This window comes from Micromonospora sp. DSM 43699, assembly GCF_055517075.1.
Genome location: NZ_JBTMMT010000004.1, coordinates 95,775 through 114,377 on the forward strand (window position 1 = coordinate 95,775; position 18,603 = coordinate 114,377).

Genomic DNA, 18,603 nt, shown 5'->3' on the forward strand with positions numbered 1-18,603 from the left:
CTGCGGGGCTCGCAAACCCCGCTCACTCCTCGCGCTCACGGGATCACCTCTGTTCGCGACTGCGGGGCTCGCAAACCCGGCTCACTCCTCGCGCTCACAGGATCACCTCTGTTCGCGACTGCGGGGCTCGCAAACCCCGCTCACTCCTCGCGCTCACAGGAGTTCCGGGTCGGCGGGGCGCAGGGAGAACCCGACACCCAGGTCGGCGGCGACCTCGGAGAGCCGGCCGGTCAGGTCGTCGGCGCTGCCCGCAGGCAGGTCAACCTCGGCCACCACCACGTAGAGCGAACCGGCCAGCCGGGTGCTCAGGTCCGTCACGTTGCCGCCGGCCTCGGCGATCACCCGGGTCATCGCCGCCACGATGCCCATCCGGTCCGCGCCGTGCACCGCCAGCACGTACGGCTCACCCGCCGACGCCGACGTACCGTCCGGGGTGACCGCGCGTACGGTGGCCAGCAGTTGGCCGTCGGCGGTCAGCGGGGCCATGGCCGCCTCGACCTCACCGGCGGTCGGGCCGACACAGACCAACGTCATGGCGAAGTGACCGCGCAGCCGGGTCATGGTGGAGTCGGTGAGGTTCGCCCCGAGCCGGGCGAGCACCTCGGCGACGTCGGCCACGATGCCGGGCCGGTCCCGGCCGATGACGGTGATCGCGAGCTCGCTCATCCGGGCATTCTGCCCGATCCGTCGGGCACCCCGGGGACGCCCCGCCCTTCCCGCCCAACCAGCGGGAAGGCACGGCGTGACATCATCGTCGGCGCGATGACTGAACCCACCTTCACCACCCTGGTCAGCCGGTGGTACGAAAAGAACGCCCGCGACCTGCCCTGGCGGGTGCCCGGTATCGGGGCCTGGCCGATCCTGGTCAGCGAGGTCATGCTCCAGCAGACCCCGGTGGTACGCGTACTCCCCGCCTGGCACGCCTGGCTCGGGCGGTGGCCCGATCCCGCCGCCCTCGCTGCCGACACTCCGGCCGAGGCGATCCGGATGTGGGGCCGGCTCGGCTACCCCCGTCGGGCGGTACGGCTACGCGACTGCGCGGTGGCGATCGTGGAACGGCACGGCGGTCGGGTACCCGACCAACTGGACCAGTTGCTGGCGTTGCCCGGCATCGGGACGTACACGGCCAGGGCGGTCGCCGCGTTCGCGTACGGTCAGCGGCACCCGGTGGTCGACACGAACGTCCGGCGGGTCGTCTCCCGGGCCGTTGCCGGCGACCCGGACGCCGGCCCGGCCACCACCCCGGCCGACCTGGTCGCCTGCGAGGAGTTGCTACCGGTCGAGCCGGCGGCTGCGGCGCTTGCCAGTGCCGCCTTCATGGAACTCGGCGCGATCGTCTGCACCGCCCGCTCGCCGCGCTGTCCGGCCTGCCCGGTCGAGTCGGTCTGTGCCTGGCGGGCCACCGGCCAGGTGGCGCCCGCCGGCCCGACCCGCCGACCCCAGCGGTATGCCGGTACCGACCGTCAGGTGCGGGGACTGCTGCTCGGAGTGCTCCGGGACGCCACCGGCCCGGTGCCGCACCAGCGGCTCGACCAGGTGTGGCACGACGACGTGCAGCGGGCCCGGGCCCTGGCCGGGCTGGTGAAGGACGGCCTGGTGGAGCCGGTCGGTGAGGAGAATTTCCGGCTCATCGGCGACGGCCCCGCCGCCCAACCCCTCCCCGGCTGACCGCGGGTCACGACAGCCGGTGCCGCCCCACGGTGAGCAGGACCCGCACCGTGGGCGGACAGATTGAAGGGCGACGGCCCGGTGGCTCACGCCACCGGGCCGTCGCCCTCGTGCTCTGTGCCCTGCCGACTACTCGCCCGTGGTGGCAGCGCCACCCAGGTCGGCCGGGACGGCGTCCGGCACCTCGGCCGGACGGTCCGAGCCGTGGAAGACGAGCTTCGACTTCTCGATGTCGTCCGGGTCACCCTCGCAGTCCACCACCACGATCTGACCGGGGATCAGCTCGTTGAACAGGATCCGCTCGGAGAGGTTGTCCTCGATGTCGCGCTGGATCGTCCGACGCAGCGGACGGGCGCCCAGCACCGGGTCGAAGCCCTTCTTGGACAGGTACTTCTTGGCGTTGTCGGTGAGCTCCAGACCCATGTCCTTGTTGCGGAGCTGGCCCTCGATCCGCTGGATCATGATGTCCACGATCGAGAGGATCTCGTTCTGACGCAGCTGGTGGAAGACGATGGTGTCGTCGATCCGGTTCAGGAACTCGGGCCGGAAGTGCTGCTTGAGCTCGTCGTTGACCTTCTGCTTCATCCGGTCGTAGGTGGACTCGGAGTCCTCCGACTGCTGGAAGCCCAACGACACCGCCTTGGCGACGTCCCGGGTGCCCAGGTTGGTGGTCAGGATGATGACCGTGTTCTTGAAGTCCACGATCCGACCCTGGCCGTCGGTCAACCGGCCGTCCTCCAGGATCTGGAGGAGGGTGTTGAACACGTCCGGGTGGGCCTTTTCGATCTCGTCGAAGAGCACCACCGAGAACGGGCGACGACGGACCTTCTCGGTCAGCTGCCCGCCCTCGTCGTAACCGACGTAGCCGGGAGGGGCACCGACCAGGCGGGACACCGTGTAGCGGTCGTGGAACTCGGACATGTCCAGCTGGATCAGCGCGTCCTCGCTGCCGAACAGGAACTCGGCAAGCGCCTTGGACAGCTCGGTCTTACCGACACCGGACGGGCCGGCGAAGATGAACGAGCCGGACGGTCGCTTCGGGTCCTTCAGGCCGGCCCGGGTACGCCGGATCGCCTTCGACACCGCCTTGACCGCGTCCTCCTGGCCGATGACGCGCTTGTGCAGCTCGTCTTCCATCCGCAGCAGCCGGGAGGTCTCCTCCTCGGTCAGCTTGTAGACCGGGATGCCGGTCCAGTTGCCCAGGACCTCGGCGATCTGCTCGTCGTCGACCTCGCTGACGACGTCCAGGTCACCGGCCTTCCACTCCTTCTCGCGCTGCGCCTTCTGACCGAGGAGCTGCTTCTCCTTGTCACGCAGCTGGGCGGCCCGCTCGAAGTCCTGCGCGTCGATCGCGGACTCCTTGTCGCGGCGCACCTGGGCGATCCGCTCGTCGAAGTCACGCAGGTCCGGTGGCGCGGTCATCCGGCGGATCCGCATCCGGGCCCCGGCCTCGTCGATCAGGTCGATCGCCTTGTCGGGCAGGAACCGGTCGGAGATGTACCTGTCGGCCAGAGTTGCGGCTGCCACGAGGGCTGCGTCGGTGATGCTCACCCGGTGGTGCGCCTCGTAGCGGTCCCGCAGGCCCTTGAGGATCTCGATGGTGTGGGCCAGCGACGGCTCACCCACCTGGATCGGCTGGAAACGACGCTCCAATGCGGCGTCCTTCTCCAGGTGCTTGCGGTACTCGTCGAGGGTGGTCGCGCCGATGGTCTGCAGCTCGCCCCGGGCCAGCATCGGCTTGAGGATGCTCGCCGCGTCGATCGCGCCCTCGGCGGCACCCGCGCCGACCAGGGTGTGGATCTCGTCGATGAACAGGATGATGTCGCCGCGGGTGCGGATCTCCTTGAGCACCTTCTTCAGGCGCTCCTCGAAGTCACCCCGGTAGCGGGAGCCGGCGACCAGGGCACCGAGGTCGAGGGTGTAGAGCTGCTTGTCCTTCAGCGTCTCGGGCACCTCGCCCTTGATGATCTTCTGGGACAGGCCCTCCACCACGGCGGTCTTACCGACGCCGGGCTCACCGATCAGGACCGGGTTGTTCTTGGTGCGGCGGGACAGCACCTGCATGACCCGCTCGATCTCCTTCTCGCGCCCGATCACCGGGTCGAGCTTGCCCTCGCGGGCAGCCTGAGTCAGGTTACGACCGAACTGGTCCAGCACGAGGCTGGTCGACGGGGCGGCCTCACCCGTCGCGGTGCCGGCGGCGGCCGGCTCCTTGCCCTGGTAGCCGGAGAGGAGCTGGATCACCTGCTGGCGGACCCGGTTGAGGTCGGCGCCCAACTTCACCAGCACCTGGGCGGCCACGCCCTCGCCTTCACGGATCAGCCCGAGCAGGATGTGCTCCGTGCCGATGTAGTTGTGGCCGAGCTGCAGCGCCTCGCGCAGGGACAGCTCCAGCACCTTCTTGGCCCGGGGCGTGAACGGGATGTGCCCGCTCGGCGCCTGCTGGCCCTGGCCGATGATCTCCTCGACCTGCTGACGGACGCCCTCCAGGGAGATGCCGAGGCTCTCCAGGGCCTTGGCCGCGACGCCCTCACCCTCGTGGATCAGGCCCAGCAGGATGTGCTCCGTACCGATGTAGTTGTGGTTGAGCATCCGGGCCTCTTCTTGGGCCAGGACGACAACCCGTCGCGCTCGGTCGGTGAACCGCTCGAACATGCCCTCGTGCTCCTCACGTGCCGTGCGCCTCGACTGCGAGATCTTGGCGGGGCCGGTGCGCGAACGTCCGGGACGGGCGTCCGTGCCTCCTTACTCTATCGCCGCTGACCGACTCCGCTGAGGTCGTGTCTCCTCGCACCGAGCCGTTCCGACGTCGTTATGACCAACCATCCGCGCTCAGGAGGTGTTCCGGCACCCCAACCTGTACGCGCAGAGCGAAATTCCCGGGTGCACGGGACACCCGCCGGGGGCCTTCGTGGGCCATCCACAGGCTGTGGACGAACTATCCACCGGCTGTGGACAACGCCCCCGGCACCGGAGAACTTCCCTCCCGGAGCCGGCTCGGCGAGCGCCCACCGCGACGCCGGGAGACACCCGGAGACGGCGACGCCGGCCCGGAGGGGGTGCTCCGGCCCGGCGTCGGGTCGCCGCCGACTGCTCAGCGGGTCGCGTGGTACTCGTCGACGATCTCCTGCGGGATGCGCCCCCGGTCGGAGATGTCCTTGCCGTTCTTCTTGGCCCAGGACCGGATCGCCTTGTTCTGCTCGCGGTCGGCCGTCGCACCGCCCCGGCCCCGGGCGGCCCGGCCGCCCACGACCACGCCGCCCCGACCGACCCGGGTGCCGGCGGCCACGTACGGCGCGAAAACGTCCCGCAATTTGTCGGCGTTGGAGTTCGACAGGTCGATCTCGTACTGAACGCCGTCGAGGGCGAACTTGACGGTCTCGTCCGCGTCCCCGCCGTCCAGGTCATCGACCAGCTTGTGAATGATCTGCTTGGCCACGTCCCACATTCCTTTCGAGCAGGGTGCTCCTGCAATAGGAGCACGATAACCTGCCCGATGCTTGCCGCGTCAATAGGATGGCGTAACGACCCGGCTAAGGTCCTGCCGCCGGCTACTCGGCGCGGACCAACGGGAAGAGGATGGTTTCCCGAATTCCCAGGCCGGTCAGCGCCATCAACAGCCTGTCGATTCCCATTCCCATACCCCCGGCCGGCGGCATTCCGTACTCCATCGCCCGGAGGAAATCCTCGTCCAGCCGCATCGCCTCGTCGTCGCCCCGGGCCGCCAGCTGCGCCTGCGCGACCAGCCGCTCCCGCTGCACCACCGGGTCCACCAGCTCGGAGTACGCGGTGCCCAGCTCGAAACCGAGCACGTAGAGGTCCCACTTCTCGGCCAGGCCCGGCTCACTGCGGTGGGCCCGGGTCAACGGGCTGGTCTCCTCCGGGTAGTCCCGGACGAAGGTCGGTGCCTGGAGGCCCGGCACCACCAGTTCCTCGAACAGCTCCTCGGCCAGCTTGCCCGGACCCCACTTCGGGTCGACCGCGAGCCCCACCTTGTCGGCGTACTCCACCAGGCGGGCCCGGTCGGTGCGGACCGTGACCTCCTCGCCGAGCGCCTCGGAAAGCACCCCGAAGAGGGTCACCGAGCGCCACTCGCCGCCCAGGTCGAACTCCTGGCCGTCCGCGTGGGTCACCGTCGTCGAGCCGCTGACCGCCACCGCCGCCTGCTGCACGAGATTACGGGTCAGCGCGGCCATCGTGTCGTAGTCGCCGTACGCCTGGTAGGTCTCCAGCATGGCGAACTCCGGTGAGTGCGACGAGTCGACTCCCTCATTGCGGAAGTTGCGGTTGATCTCGAAGACCCGGTCGACCCCGCCGACCACGGCACGCTTGAGAAACAGTTCCGGCGCGATTCGCAGATACAGATCGGTACCGAGTGCATTGCTGTGGGTCACGAATGGGCGGGCCGCCGCGCCACCGTGCAGCAACTGGAGCATCGGCGTCTCGACCTCGATGAATCCCTGCCCGTGCAACGAATCACGCAGGCTACGCACCGCCGCGGCCCGGGTGCGGACCATCTGCCGGGCCTGCGGACGGACGATCAGGTCCACGTAACGCTGCCGTACCCGGGCCTCCTCGCTCAGCGGCTTGTGCGCCACCGGCAGCGGACGCAGCGCCTTGGCGGTCACCGCCCATTCGTCGGCGAGCACCGACAGCTCACCCCGCCGGCTGGTGATCACCTCACCGGTGACACCCACGTGGTCACCCAGGTCGACCAGGCGCTTCCAGTCGTCCAGCCGCTCCGCCCCGACCCGGTCCAGGGAGAGCATCGCCTGCAGCTCGGTGCCGTCGCCGTCGCGCAGGGTCGCGAAGCAGAGCTTGCCGGTGTTCCGTACGAAGATCACCCGACCGGTGACCGATACCCGGTCCCCGGTCGCGGTGTCGGTGGGCAGCTCGGCGTAGCGCTCGCGGACCTCGGCCAGGGTGCTGGTCCGGGGAAAACCGACGGGGTACGGCTCGACGCCCTCGGCGAGCATCCGGTCCCGCTTCTCCCGGCGGACCTTCATCTGCTCGGGAAGGTCGTCGGCGGGGTCCACTGGCACGGTGTTCTGCTCGGTCACGGCACGCTTCCTCGGCTAAGGGAGTTTCGGCGGGGTCAGCCCATGAGCGTACTCAAGGGCCCGGCGGGTCGTTACGGGATAACCTGCCCGCCGTGGTCGAGCACACCCGGCACCGCCCCGGCGGCCCTCAGGTGTTGCGTTCGTAGACCATCCGGAGGCCGATCAGGGTGATCATCGGCTCGTGGTGGGTGATGGTCCGGCACTCGCCGATCACCACCGAGGCCAGCCCGCCGGTGGCGATCACCGCCCTGACCTCGCCCAACTCCTCGGTCATCCGCTCGACGATCCGGTCGACCTGCCCGGCGAAGCCGAAGTAGAGGCCGGACTGGAGGCACTCCACGGTGTTCTTGCCGATCACCGAACGGGGCTTGTTCGCCTCCACCTTGCGCAGCTGGGCGGCGCGGGCCGCCAACGCGTCGAAGGAGATCTCGATGCCCGGGGCGAACGCCCCGCCGAGGAACTCGCCCCGGCCGCTGATCACGTCGAAGTTGGTGGTGGTGCCGAAGTCCACCACGATCGACGGACCCCCGTAGAGGGTGTACGCGGCCAGCGTGTTGACCACCCGGTCCGCGCCGACCTCCTTCGGGTTGTCGATGGCCAGTTGCACGCCGGTGCGTACCCCGGGCTCGACGACCACGCTCGGCAGGTCGGCGTAGTAGCGGGCCAACATCGTCCGCAGCGAGCGCAGCGCCGCCGGCACCGTCGAGCAGGCGGCCACCCCGGTGATCTCCACGGCGTCGCCGGCCAGCAGCCCCCGGAACATCAGCCCCAGCTCGTCCGCCGTGGAACGGGCGTCGGTCTTGATCCGCCACGAGTGCACCAGCTTGTCGCCGTCGAAGGTCGCCAGCACGGTGTTGGTGTTTCCGATGTCGATGCAGAGCAGCACGCACGCAGCCTAGACGCCGACCGGCCGGCTGGAGGCGAGGAGTGGACCGGGCCCGGTGCCCGCGCCGACCGGGGGCACCGACGCCCGGCAGCCCGTCCGGCTCACCGCTCGCGCAGGTCCAGGGCGATGTCCAGGATCGGCGAGGAGTGCGTCAGCGCGCCCACCGAGAGGAAGTCCACCCCGGTCGCCCCGTACTCGGCGGCCACCTCCAGGGTCAGCCCACCGGTCGCCTCCAGCTCGGCCCGGTCGCCGACCGCCGCGACCACCTCGCGCAGGGTCGCCGGGGACATGTTGTCCAGCAGCAGGAAGTCCGCGCCGGCCTCGACCGCCTCCACCGCCTCGGCCGGGGTGTCCACCTCGACCTGCACCGGCACCTCCGGGAAGGCCTGCCGGACCCGCCGGAAGGCCGCCCCGATGCCCCCGGCGGCCAGCTTGTGGTTGTCCTTGATCATGGCGACGTCGTACAGGCCCATCCGCTTGTTGGTGCCACCGCCGGCCCGGACCGCGTACTTCTCCAGCATCCGCAGGCCCGGCGTGGTCTTGCGGGTGTCCAGCACGGTCGCCTTGGTGCCGGCCAGGGCGTCCGCCCAGGCCCGGGTGTGGGTGGCCACCCCGGAGAGCCGGGAGAGCAGGTTCAGCGCGGTGCGCTCGGCGGTGAGCAGCAGCCGGGTCGGGCCGGTCACCGTGGCCAGCACGTCCCCCCGGGCCACCCGTGCGCCGTCGTGGGCCACCACCACCACCTCGACGGTACGCTCCGCGGCGGTCACCTCGCCGACCAGCTCGAACACCGCAGCGGCCACCGTCAGCCCGGCCACCACCCCGTCGGCCCTCGCCACCAGGTCGGCGGTGTCGGTCTGCCCGGCCGCGATGGTGGCGACGCTGGTGACGTCGAGGAAGTCCGCCCCCAGGTCCTCGGTGAGCGCGTCGACGATCACCCGCCGCACCCGTTCCGGGTCCAGCCCACCGGCCGTCAGCGCCTGCCGCGTCGATTCCCGCACTGTATCTCCTTAGTTCGCCACTGCGGGGCTCGCAAACCCGGCTCACTCCTCGGACTCACCGCACCCCCTTAGTTCGCCACTGCGGGGCTCGCAAACCCGGCTCACTCCTCGGACTCACCGCACCCCCTTAGTTCGCCACTGCGGGGCTCGCAAACCCGGCCCGCTCCGGGTGGTCAGGGCAGTTCCTCCCAGCGTTCGGTCAGCTCGCCGCGGGCACCGACGGCCGCGACGAGGTGGCCGCGCCACCGCTCGTCGGCCGCCGGGAAGTCCTCCCGCCAGTGACAGCCCCGGGTCTCCTGGCGGGCGTACGCGGCGGCGACAAGCGTCGATGCCACGGTGACCAGGTTCGTCGCCTCCCAGCCGGCGGTGCCCGGACGACCCCGGCCCTGCCCCAGTTCGACCAGGGTGGCGGCGGTCGCGGCCAGGGTCGACGCCGACCGCAGCACCCCGGCGCCCCGGGTCATCGCCCGCTGCAACGCCGGTACCCCCTCGGCGGGCAGCACCCCACCCCCGCCGCCCACCCAGGCACCGGTCTGCTCCGGCTGCGCCTGCTCGGGCAGCCCGGCGGCGATGTCCTCGGCGATCCGGCGGGAAAAGACCAGCCCCTCCAGCAGCGAGTTGCTGGCCAGCCGGTTCGCGCCGTGCACGCCCGTGCAGGCGACCTCGCCGCAGGCGTACAGGCCGGGGATGGAGGTCCGGCCGCGCAGGTCGGTGCGGACGCCACCGGAGGCGTAGTGGGCGGCCGGGGCGACCGGGATCAGGTCGGTCGCCGGGTCCACCCCGATGGCCAGGCAGGACGCGACGATGGTCGGGAACCGCCCGGCGAGGAAGTCCCCGCCGAGGTGCCGGGCGTCGAGATAGACGTGGTCGGCGCCGGTGGCCAGCAGCACCCGGTGGATGCCCTTGGCCACCACGTCCCGGGGTGCCAACTCGGCCAGCTCGTGCTGGCCGAGCATGAACCGCTTGCCGTCGGCGTCGACCAGGTGGGCGCCCTCGCCGCGCAGCGCCTCCGAGACCAGCGGCTGCTGGGCCAATCCGGCACCCGGCACCCGGGCCTGCTCCGGCACGATCAGCGCGGTCGGGTGGAACTGCACGAACTCGACGTCGGTGACCGCCGCCCCGGCCCGCAGCGCCAACGCCACGCCGTCACCTGTGGAGACCGCCGGGTTGGTGGTGGCCGAGAAGACCTGGCCCATCCCGCCGGTGGCCAGCACCACCGCGCGGGCAAGCAGCGCGCCGACGCCGTCCTCGCTGCCCTCACCCAGCACGTGCAGGGTGATGCCGCAGGCCGGGCCGGGGGAATCCGGGCCGTCGCCGGGGGCGCGCAGCAGGTCCAGCACCAGGGCGTGCTCGACCAGCCGGATCCACGGGTCCCGGCGGACCGCCGCGTGCAGGGCCCGCTGCACCTCCGCCCCGGTGGCGTCACCACCGGCGTGCACGATCCGGTCGGCCCGGTGCCCGCCCTCCCGGGTGAGCATCAGCGAGCCGTCCGGGTTGCGGTCGAACTCCGCGCCGATCCGCATCAGCTCCCGCAGCCGCAGCGGCCCCTCCTCCACCAGCAGCCGGACGGCCGCCGGATCGCAGAGTCCGACCCCGGCGATCTCGGTGTCCCGGGCGTGCGCGGCGGGCGAGTCGGCCGGATCGAGTACGGCGGCGATGCCGCCCTGCGCCCAGCGGGTCGAACCGTCGTCGATGTTGACCTTGGTGACCACGGTGACGTGCAGTCCCGCCTCGCGCAGGTGCAGCGCGGCGGTGAGCCCGGCCACCCCGGAGCCGACCACGATCACGTCGGTGGTCTCCACCCAGCCGGGCGCGGGAGCAGCCAGCAGGCTGGGCAGAGCCGGCAGGTCGACGGTCGGCGGAAGTTCCATGCCCACAGTCAACCCGAACGATCCTCGCGACGGGCGGCGGGGGCGGGACGAGTGGTTTCGGCTACCCCGCCCGGTTACTTCGTGCGGACCGGCAGGGCGGCCGGGCCGCCCCCCTTCAGCGAGGCGGTCACCGTCCGGTCGCTCAACCAGAGGTAGCAGCGGACCCCCCGGTCGCCGACCCGCCACCGGCCCGGACCGGGCGGACGTACCACCACGCCGCTGCGGAACCGCAGGTCGGCGTCGTCAGGCACGCCCACGTAACGGCCCAGCAGGGTACGGCAGCCGGCGTACAGCGGCAGCCAGTCGACGTCCTTCGCCGGGTACGCCCGATCGGGGGCCTTCCAGGCGCCCACGAACTCCGCCTCGTGCACGGCCGAGCACTCCACAGGCACCAGCACCTGCACCCCGGCGCCCCGACCCCTCTTCGCCCGCTGGCAGCCCAGCCGCAGCGGGGACGGCCCCTTCAGCGCGTCCCGCAGGCTGCCGGTACGGGTGACCACGGTAGCCGCCGCCTCGGCCGTGTCCACCTCGCTGAGGTCGCACCGGAACCAGCGGGCACCGGCCGCCCAGCCCGGTGTGGTCGGCAGCGCCACCGCCAACCGCAGCCGACCGGCCCGCCAGTCGTCGCCCAGGTAACCGGCGGCCCTGGTGTCGCACTCGGCGAACGCGCCCCGCAGCTCGGCCGAACCGGTGGCCGGCGCGGCGGCCCGCCCAGCAGGCAACGCGCCCACGTGCACCGTCTCCACCCGGTGCGGAACCGCACAGTCCACCGGCGCGTACGCCGCCAGGGCGACCGTGTCGGTGAAGTCGGCGACCTGGCACACCCCCGCCCCGGGGGTGAACGGCCCGGCCGTCGGCAGGGCCGCCCAGTCGTCGGTGAGATCCCCGTCGAGACCGCCCGGTACGCCGCAACCCGTCAACATCGCACCCACCGCCCACGCGGCGACCAGGACCCTCGTCGCACGGCGCACGGCAGCCTCCCCAGCCGACGACCGTCAATCCGACGGTCGGACCAGGGTAACCAAAAATGACCTTCCGGTAACAGACCGGAATTCTGGTCAGCCGACGACGGCGAGCGGGCTCGACACCGGGTCACCGGCCGTCCCGGCAGCCGCCGCAGCGGGGTCGACGCCCAGCTCAACGACCCTGTTGTCGGCGTCGACATGCACCACCCGGGGCCGGTACGTCCGGGCCTCCACGTCGTCCATCTGACCGTACGAGATCAGGATCACCAGATCCTGCGGATGCACCAGGTGCGCCGCCGCGCCGTTGATGCCGATCACGCCGCTGCCCCGCTCCCCCGGGATCACGTACGTCTCCAGCCGGGCCCCGTTGGTCACGTCCACGATCGCCACCTGCTCGCCCGGGAGCAGGTCGGCAGCGTCGAGCAGATCCTGGTCCACCGTCACCGAACCGACGTAGTGCAGGTCGGCCTGGGTCACCGTGGCCCGGTGGATCTTCGACTTGAGCATGGTCCGGAACATCTGCGTGCCTCTCGGAATGGTGATGTGCGTGGGTCAGGAGCGGGGGGCGAGCTGGATGGCCAGGTTGTCGATCAGCCGGGTCCTGCCCACCCACGCGGCGATCAGCAGCCGGGCCGGCCCGGTGACCGGCCCCGGCTCCAGGTCCGGATCGGTGAGCACCAGGTAGTCCACGCTCACGCCCGGCACCCCGTGGAGCGCCCGGTGCCCGGCGGCCAGCACCTCACCGGCGTCGGCACCCGACTCGGCGGCGGTGGCCCCGGCCCGCAGCGCGGCGGACAGGCCGAGCGCCGCCTGCCGTTCCTCCGCCGACAGGTAGCGGTTGCGGCTGGACAGCGCCAGACCGTCCGGCTCCCGTACGGTCGGCACCCCGACCACCTCGACCGGCACGTCCAGGTCCCGGGCCATCCGACGGACCAGGGTGAGCTGCTGGTAGTCCTTCTCACCGAAGAAGGTGAGATCGGGCCGGGTGAGCTGGAGCAGCTTCAACACCACGGTCAGCACACCGTGGAAGAAGCCGGGCCGGCTCTGCCCCTCGAAATCCTCGCCGAGCTGCCCCGGGTTGATCCGGACCATCGGCTCACCGGCCGGGTACATGTCCGCCACGGCCGGGGCGAAGACCAGGTCCGCGCCGGCCCGCCGGCACACCGCCAGGTCGGCGTCCAGGGTGCGCGGGTACCTGTCGAAGTCCTCGTTCGGGCCGAACTGCAACGGGTTAACGAAGACCGTCACCAGGACGTGGTCGGCCCGTTCCCGGGCCGCCCGGATCAGCGCCTCGTGCCCCTGGTGCAGCGCGCCCATCGTCATCACCACACCGACCGTGCCGGCCAGCCCCGACCGCGCCTTCGCCAGCTCGGCCCGCGTGTGTACCAACTCCGTCACCGGTCCGCCCTCCGTTCGCGACTGCGGGGCTCGCAAACCCGGCTCACTCCTCGCGCTCACCGATCCGCCCTCCGTTCGCGACTGCGGGGCTCGCAAACCCGGCTCACTCCTCGCGCTCACCGATCCGCCCTCCGTTCGCGACTGCGGGGCTCGCAAACCCGGCTCACGCTGCCACCTCGCGGTGGATGCCCGCCAGCACGTCCAGCAGCGACTCGGCGTCCACCGGGCGGAGCCGGCCCGCCGCGATCGCCCGGTCCGCGCTCCGTCGTGCCAACGCCAGGTAGGGGGCGACGGATTCCGGCGCGGTCTCCGCCAGCCGGGCCAGGTGCCGCCGTACGGTGCCCGCGTCGCCGCGCGACACCGGGCCGGTGAGCGCGTCGTCGCCGAGCCGCAGCGCGTTCTCCAGGGCCGCCCGCAGCAACGGGGCGAGCACCTTCTCCGGCTGGGTCACCCCGGCGTCGCGCAGCCGGTCGGCCGCCTCGTTGACCAGGGTCACCAGGTGGTTCGCGCCGTGCGCCAGCGCCGCGTGGTAGAGGACCCGGTCGGCCTCGCCCACCCACTCCGGCACCCCACCCAGGTCGGCGACCAGCCGGGCCGCCGCCGCCCGCAGCTCCGCCGGTGCCGTCACCCCGTAGGAGATGCCGGCGAGTCGGGAGAGGTCGTCCGGCGTACCGGTGAAAGTCATCGCGGGGTGCAGGGCCAGCGGCCGGGCACCCACGGCGGCGGCCGGGGCCAGCACGGCCAGGCCGTGCGCGCCGGAGGTGTGCGCGACCAGCTGGCCGGGGCGCAGCGCCCCGGTGTCGGCCAGCCCGGCGACCACCCCGGCCAGCGCGTCGTCCGGTACGGCGATCAGCAGCAGATCGGTGGCCTCCCGGGCGACCGCGATGACCGACCGGTTCACGGCCTCCGGCAGCAGCAGCGCGATCCGGGCCTTCGCGGCCCCGGAGACCCCGGAGGCGGCGACCACCCGGTGCCCGGCGGCGACCAGTGCCGCCCCCAGCACGGCTCCCACCCGGCCGGCGCCGACGACACCGACGGTGAGGCTGCGGGGAAGGACGAACGGGACGCCGGGTACGGCGGAGCCCTGCGGTACGGCGGCCCCGGGTGGGGCGGCCGGACGCGGGCGCAGCGGTGCGCTCATGGCAACGATCCAGTCCTCGGAAGGGGGTACCGGTCGATCGCAAGTATGCGCCGGGGGCAGGGAACCCGAACAAGGATGTGTGAAAACCTTCACCGACCACGGGCACCGGGCTTTCCGGTGGCGCACCACGGCCCGGGTGCCAGGGGAGCGTGCACGGCTTCGCCCGTCTCGTGCGCACAGACCGTAGGGTCGGCACGGTGACGGACCCTGAACCCGGGATGAACTCGATGCGCTGGCGGGATGCCATGGACGCCGCCCTGTACGGGCCGGGCGGTTTCTTCGTCTCCGGCACCGGACCGGCCGACCACTTCCGGACCAGCGTGCACGCCTCCCCCGCGTTCGCGGCGGCGGTGTTCCGGTTGGTGTCGCGCCTGGACGCCATCCTAGGCTTCCCCACCCCGTTCGACGTGGTGGACGTCGGTGCCGGCCGGGCCGAACTGCTCCGCACCCTGGCCACCCTGGCCCGCGACGCCGACCCCCGCACCGACCCACCTCGCGCAGCCCTGGCCGGCACCCACCCGGAGCCGCCGCCGCTGGCCCACCGCCTACGCCTCACCGCCGTGGAACTGGCCCCCCGCCCACCGGATCTCCTACCCGACATCGACTGGACCACCGAGATACCCCAAGCCGTGACCGGCCTCCTGATCGCCACCGAATGGCTTGACAACGTCCCCCTGGACCTCGCCGACCACACCCCCGCAAACGGCTACCACTACCGCCTCGTCCACCCCCGCACCGGCACCGAATCCCCAGGCCCCCCACTCACCCCCCAGGACACCGCCTGGCTGACCCACTGGCACCCCACCCCACCCCCACCCCCCATGTCGAGTCCGGTGATCAAGAGCTTTACGTCAGAAGTGGGCCCGGAACCTGACGCAAACCTCTTGATCACCGGGGCGGAGATCGACCGGGTGGGGGTTGGCGGGGTGGAGGTGGGGCGGAGTCGGGATGAGGCTTGGGGGCGGGCCGTCGGGTGCCTGCGGCGGGGGGTGGCGCTCGCCGTGGACTACGGGCATGTGCGGGAGGGGCGGCCGGTGGGCGGGACGTTGACCGGGTACCGGGGTGGCCGGCAGGTGCCGCCGGTGCCGGACGGTTCGTGCGACATCACCGCGCACGTCGCCATGGACTCGGTCGCCGCCGCCGGTGCACGGGTCGCCGGGTGTGCGTACACGCTGATGTCGCAGCGGGAGGCGCTGCGGGCGCTCGGGGCCGACGGCGGGCGACCGCCGCTGAGCCTGGCCGGCACCGACCCGGCCGGGTACGTGCGGGCGCTCGCCGCGGCGTCGGCGGCGGCGGAGCTGACCGACCCGGCCGGGCTCGGCGGGCACTACTGGCTGCTCCAGCCGGTCGGCGTCACCGTCGACGCGCTCATGGCACGATGACCGGCATGACCACGGACACCGGTGAACTGCGCGAGCTGACCGTCGGCACCGGTGCCGGCGGGGAGCAGCTCGGCACCGACATGGTGCTCAACATCGGCCCGCAGCACCCCTCGACGCACGGCGTGCTGCGGTTGAGGCTGGTGCTCGACGGGGAGCGGGTGGTCGCCGCCGAACCGATCGTCGGGTACATGCACCGGGGCGCGGAGAAGCTGTTCGAGGTCCGCGACTACCGGCAGATCATCGTGCTGGCCAACCGGCACGACTGGCTGTCGGCGTTCTCCAACGAGCTGGGCGTGGCGCTCGCCGTGGAACGGCTGATGGGCATGGAGGTGCCGGAGCGCGCCACCTGGCTGCGGATGGCGCTGGCCGAGCTGAACCGGGTGCTCAACCACCTGATGTTCCTCGGCTCCTACCCGCTGGAGATCGGCGCGATCACCCCGGTCTTCTATGCGTTCCGGGAACGGGAGACCATCCAGGCGATCATGGAGGAGGTCTCCGGCGGCCGGATCCACTACATGTTCAACCGGGTCGGCGGGCTCAAGGAGGAGGTGCCCGCCGGCTGGACCGGACGGGCCCGCGCCGCCATCGGCGAGGTCCGCCGCCGGATGCCCGACCTGGACAACCTGATCCGGCGCAACGAGATCTTCCTGGCCCGAACCGTCGGGGTGGGTGTGCTGTCGGCCGCCGACGCCGCCGCGTTCGGGGCGTCCGGGCCGGTCGCCCGCGCCTCCGGGCTCGACCTGGACCTCCGCCGCGACGACCCCTACCTGGCGTACGACCAGCTCGACGTGCCGGTGGTCACCCGCACCGCCGGGGACTGCCACGCCCGCTTCGAGGTGCTGCTCGACCAGGTGTACGCCTCCCTCGACCTCGCCGAGCAGTGCCTGGACCGGGTGGACCGGCTCACCGGGCCGGTGAACACCCGACTGCCCAAGGTGGTCAAGGCCCCCGAGGGGCACACCTACGCCTGGACGGAGAACCCGCTCGGGATCAACGGCTACTACCTGGTGTCCCGGGGCGAGAAGACGCCGTGGCGGCTCAAGCTGCGCACCGCCTCGTACGCCAACGTGCAGGCGCTGGCCACCCTGCTCCCCGGCTGCCTGGTGCCCGACCTGATCGCCATCCTCGGCTCGATGTTCTTCGTGGTCGGCGACATCGACAAGTGAACCGCGGCTGACCAGGCCGTCAGGCTGACCTGGTCAGCGCCAGTGGCCGCCGGCCCGTGGGGCGTCGTCCTGCGGCGGGTAGCCGTACCGTTGCTCGCCACCCCACTGCCGGCGGCCGTGCGGCTCAGGCTCTGGCTCTGGCTCTGGGGTACGCCACGACACCACCGGCTCCCGGTCCCGCCGCGGCTCGGCCGGTTGCCCGCCCCACCGCTGGCCGTCAGCCTGCGCGGGCCAATCCTGCGCCGGCTGGCCGGTAGGAGTCGGCCAGCCCTGGGCCGGTTGGTCTTCGGCGCGAGCCGGCCGATCCTGGCCGGTCCGAACGGGCCGGGCCACACGAGCGGGCCACTCCTCGGTGGTCTGCACCGGCTGGGCCGTCCACTCCTCGGCCGGTCGGTGGCCGCGGGCCGGCTCCCGCCACTGCTGCGGCACCGGAACGCCGCCGGCCGGCAGCGCTGGACGGTCGTCCCGCGCCGATCGGCCGCCGTCCCACTGCTCTCCGGTCCGATCTGGTCCACTCCGGCGTGGTACGTCCCGGAAACGCTCCTCCCGGTGTGACTCGTTCCGGTGTGACTCATCCCGGTATGCCTCATCCCGGTATGCCTCGTCCCGGTGTGCCTCGTCCCGGTGTGGTTCCTCCTGTCGAACCGAGGCCCAACGGTCGGAGTAGTGGTAACCGGCCCCGTCGGCGTGCACCTCCGCTCGGCGCTCACCGACCCGCACCTCCCGGGCCCGCCCGTCGTCGCGTACCTCGGCCCACCGGTCACCAGCGCGTACCTCACGCAGGGGCGGTTCGCCCCGGTCCTCGGCCCGCCGGCCACCGCCCTGCCCCGCCCGCGAGGGCGGCTCGGCCCGGGCCCATCCGGTCCGGCTGCCCGGCCAGGCGTCGGCCTCGCCGCCGACCGGAGACCGCTCGGATCGGGCCGGCTCGGATCGCGCCGGCTCCGGTCGGGCCGGTTCCGGGCGGGCCAACTCCGGGCGGGCCAGCTCCGGGCGGGCCAGTTCCGGCCGATCGTCGGCCGGGGCGCTCCAGGAAGGGTCGGCGGCGGGTGGTGCAGCCCAGGAGGGGTCGGCGGTCGGCCAGGCCCGCTCGTCGCGGGGTGCCGGGCGGGCGGGCCGGGAACGGTCGTCAGGCGGGGCCGACCAACCCTGGTCGGCCGATTCCGCCTGACCCGACCAGGGACGCTCCGGCTCCCCGCCGGTCCAGGAGGAGTCTCCCGAGCCGGGCGTCCAACGGCCGGCGTACCCACCGCCGTAGGCCGCGCCCGTCGGATCGGCGCCGTCGACGACCGTGTGCCGGGTGGTCACGTGCACCGTCTCGGTGTGCCGCACCACGCCGAGCGGACGGGACGACCCGGCGGGTGGCACCGCACCACGTGGTTCCCGGGCGTCCGCGCCGTACACCCCGGCCCGGTCGGAGGTCGACGGCTCCGGGGCGTACCGGCGGCCGATGGGTTCGGCGGCCTCCCGGTCGGCGGCAGCCCGGCCGCGGCCCGCCGCGACCGGCTCGGAGGAATCCGGCCGTTCCCACTCCGACGGGGTCTCCTCGGCGACCGCCCGGCGACGGCCGACCGGTGCCTCCGGTTCCGGCTCGACGGTCGGCACCCTGGCCCGGCCCGCACCGACGGCCCGTTCGTCGGGGGCCGGCGGGCTGCCACCGGTGGCGGTCCCGGCCGCCGCCGCGTCCAGCCGCCGACGCAGCGCGGTTACCTGCTCCTCGGTCCGCTGGCACTGGTCCAACGCCTGGTTTCCCCGCTGGGCGGCGGCGACGATCTCACTACGCAACTCGCGCCGGAGTTCCTCCACCTCGTCGAGAGCCTCCGGGCCGGACGACCCGGCACCGCCGTCGGCCCGCAGCGCGATGGAGAGACCGATCAGCACCACGGAGGTGATGGCCAGTACCGCGGCGAACCGGAGCGGGCCGTTGCCGTCGGCGAGCAGCAGGATCAGCGCGGCCACCGGCGCGAGCGCCACCCCGACCCAGAACAGCACGGTCAGTAGCTGCGGGCTGCGCTTCTCGGAGACGACCGGGGAGGGCATGGCTGTGCAGCCTACCGAGATGTGCGCTGGC

At 72.4% G+C, this 18,603-nt stretch carries 15 protein-coding genes; 3 read left to right on the plus strand and 12 right to left on the minus strand.

All coding sequences use genetic code 11. From position 1 onward, the window contains the following. Positions 1-153: 153 nt before the first annotated feature. The gene (locus AC0AIB_RS03935) at positions 154-666 is read right to left on the minus strand and encodes a glycine cleavage system transcriptional repressor (protein WP_465096028.1); all 513 of its coding nucleotides are present in this window, start codon (positions 664-666) and stop codon (positions 154-156) included. A gap of 96 nt (positions 667-762) precedes the next feature. Between AC0AIB_RS03935 and AC0AIB_RS03940 the strand changes: the two genes are divergently transcribed. After that, a complete protein-coding gene (locus AC0AIB_RS03940; protein ID WP_328342335.1) occupies positions 763-1,668 on the plus strand; it encodes an HhH-GPD family protein in 906 nt (301 codons plus the stop codon). A gap of 129 nt (positions 1,669-1,797) precedes the next feature. Here the strand turns inward: AC0AIB_RS03940 and AC0AIB_RS03945 are convergent, their stop codons facing one another. From AC0AIB_RS03945 to AC0AIB_RS03990, 10 genes are all read right to left on the minus strand, one after another. Then, entirely contained in the window at positions 1,798-4,323 is a 2,526-nt protein-coding gene (locus AC0AIB_RS03945; RefSeq protein ID WP_328342334.1) for an ATP-dependent Clp protease ATP-binding subunit, read from the minus strand. 439 nt (positions 4,324-4,762) lie between these two features. Continuing rightward, a complete protein-coding gene (locus AC0AIB_RS03950; RefSeq protein ID WP_168222573.1) occupies positions 4,763-5,107 on the minus strand; it encodes a histone-like nucleoid-structuring protein Lsr2 in 345 nt (114 codons plus the stop codon). 112 nt (positions 5,108-5,219) lie between these two features. Then, on the minus strand, positions 5,220-6,728 hold the full coding sequence (gene lysS / locus AC0AIB_RS03955; protein WP_465096029.1) for a lysine--tRNA ligase: 1,509 nt from the start codon (positions 6,726-6,728) through the stop codon (positions 5,220-5,222). 127 nt (positions 6,729-6,855) lie between these two features. Next, on the minus strand, positions 6,856-7,614 hold the full coding sequence (locus AC0AIB_RS03960; protein ID WP_067302186.1) for a type III pantothenate kinase: 759 nt from the start codon (positions 7,612-7,614) through the stop codon (positions 6,856-6,858). Positions 7,615-7,715: 101 nt separating this feature from the next. Then, a complete protein-coding gene (nadC, locus tag AC0AIB_RS03965; protein ID WP_328342326.1) occupies positions 7,716-8,612 on the minus strand; it encodes a carboxylating nicotinate-nucleotide diphosphorylase in 897 nt (298 codons plus the stop codon). A 173-nt stretch (positions 8,613-8,785) separates the two neighbouring features. Further along, positions 8,786-10,483, minus strand: a complete 1,698-nt coding sequence (locus AC0AIB_RS03970; RefSeq protein ID WP_328342324.1) for an L-aspartate oxidase — start codon at positions 10,481-10,483, stop codon at positions 8,786-8,788. A gap of 74 nt (positions 10,484-10,557) precedes the next feature. Further along, positions 10,558-11,406 carry a septum formation family protein gene (locus tag AC0AIB_RS03975; protein ID WP_328349014.1) on the minus strand — a complete coding sequence of 283 codons (849 nt, stop codon included), beginning with the start codon at positions 11,404-11,406 and terminating at the stop codon, positions 10,558-10,560. Positions 11,407-11,541: 135 nt separating this feature from the next. Further along, on the minus strand, positions 11,542-11,967 hold the full coding sequence (gene panD, locus AC0AIB_RS03980) for an aspartate 1-decarboxylase (protein ID WP_328342322.1): 426 nt from the start codon (positions 11,965-11,967) through the stop codon (positions 11,542-11,544). A 33-nt stretch (positions 11,968-12,000) separates the two neighbouring features. Next, positions 12,001-12,846: a pantoate--beta-alanine ligase gene (gene panC / locus AC0AIB_RS03985; RefSeq protein WP_328342320.1), complete on the minus strand. Its 846-nt coding sequence runs from the start codon at positions 12,844-12,846 to the stop codon at positions 12,001-12,003. 163 nt (positions 12,847-13,009) lie between these two features. Further along, positions 13,010-13,987 (minus strand): Rossmann-like and DUF2520 domain-containing protein, encoded by a 978-nt coding sequence (locus AC0AIB_RS03990; RefSeq protein WP_328342318.1) that lies wholly within the window; start codon positions 13,985-13,987, stop codon positions 13,010-13,012. A 218-nt stretch (positions 13,988-14,205) separates the two neighbouring features. Here AC0AIB_RS03990 and AC0AIB_RS03995 point away from each other — a divergent pair, with 218 nt between their 5' ends. After that, the gene (locus tag AC0AIB_RS03995) at positions 14,206-15,369 is read left to right on the plus strand and encodes an SAM-dependent methyltransferase (RefSeq protein ID WP_328349013.1); all 1,164 of its coding nucleotides are present in this window, start codon (positions 14,206-14,208) and stop codon (positions 15,367-15,369) included. Beyond that, positions 15,366-16,535: an NADH-quinone oxidoreductase subunit D gene (locus AC0AIB_RS04000; RefSeq protein ID WP_328342316.1), complete on the plus strand. Its 1,170-nt coding sequence runs from the start codon at positions 15,366-15,368 to the stop codon at positions 16,533-16,535. The genes AC0AIB_RS03995 and AC0AIB_RS04000 overlap by 4 nt, the downstream gene beginning before the upstream one ends. A gap of 33 nt (positions 16,536-16,568) precedes the next feature. Here the strand turns inward: AC0AIB_RS04000 and AC0AIB_RS04005 are convergent, their stop codons facing one another. Next, positions 16,569-18,572, minus strand: a complete 2,004-nt coding sequence (locus tag AC0AIB_RS04005; protein ID WP_465096030.1) for a hypothetical protein — start codon at positions 18,570-18,572, stop codon at positions 16,569-16,571. Positions 18,573-18,603 lie beyond the last annotated feature (31 nt).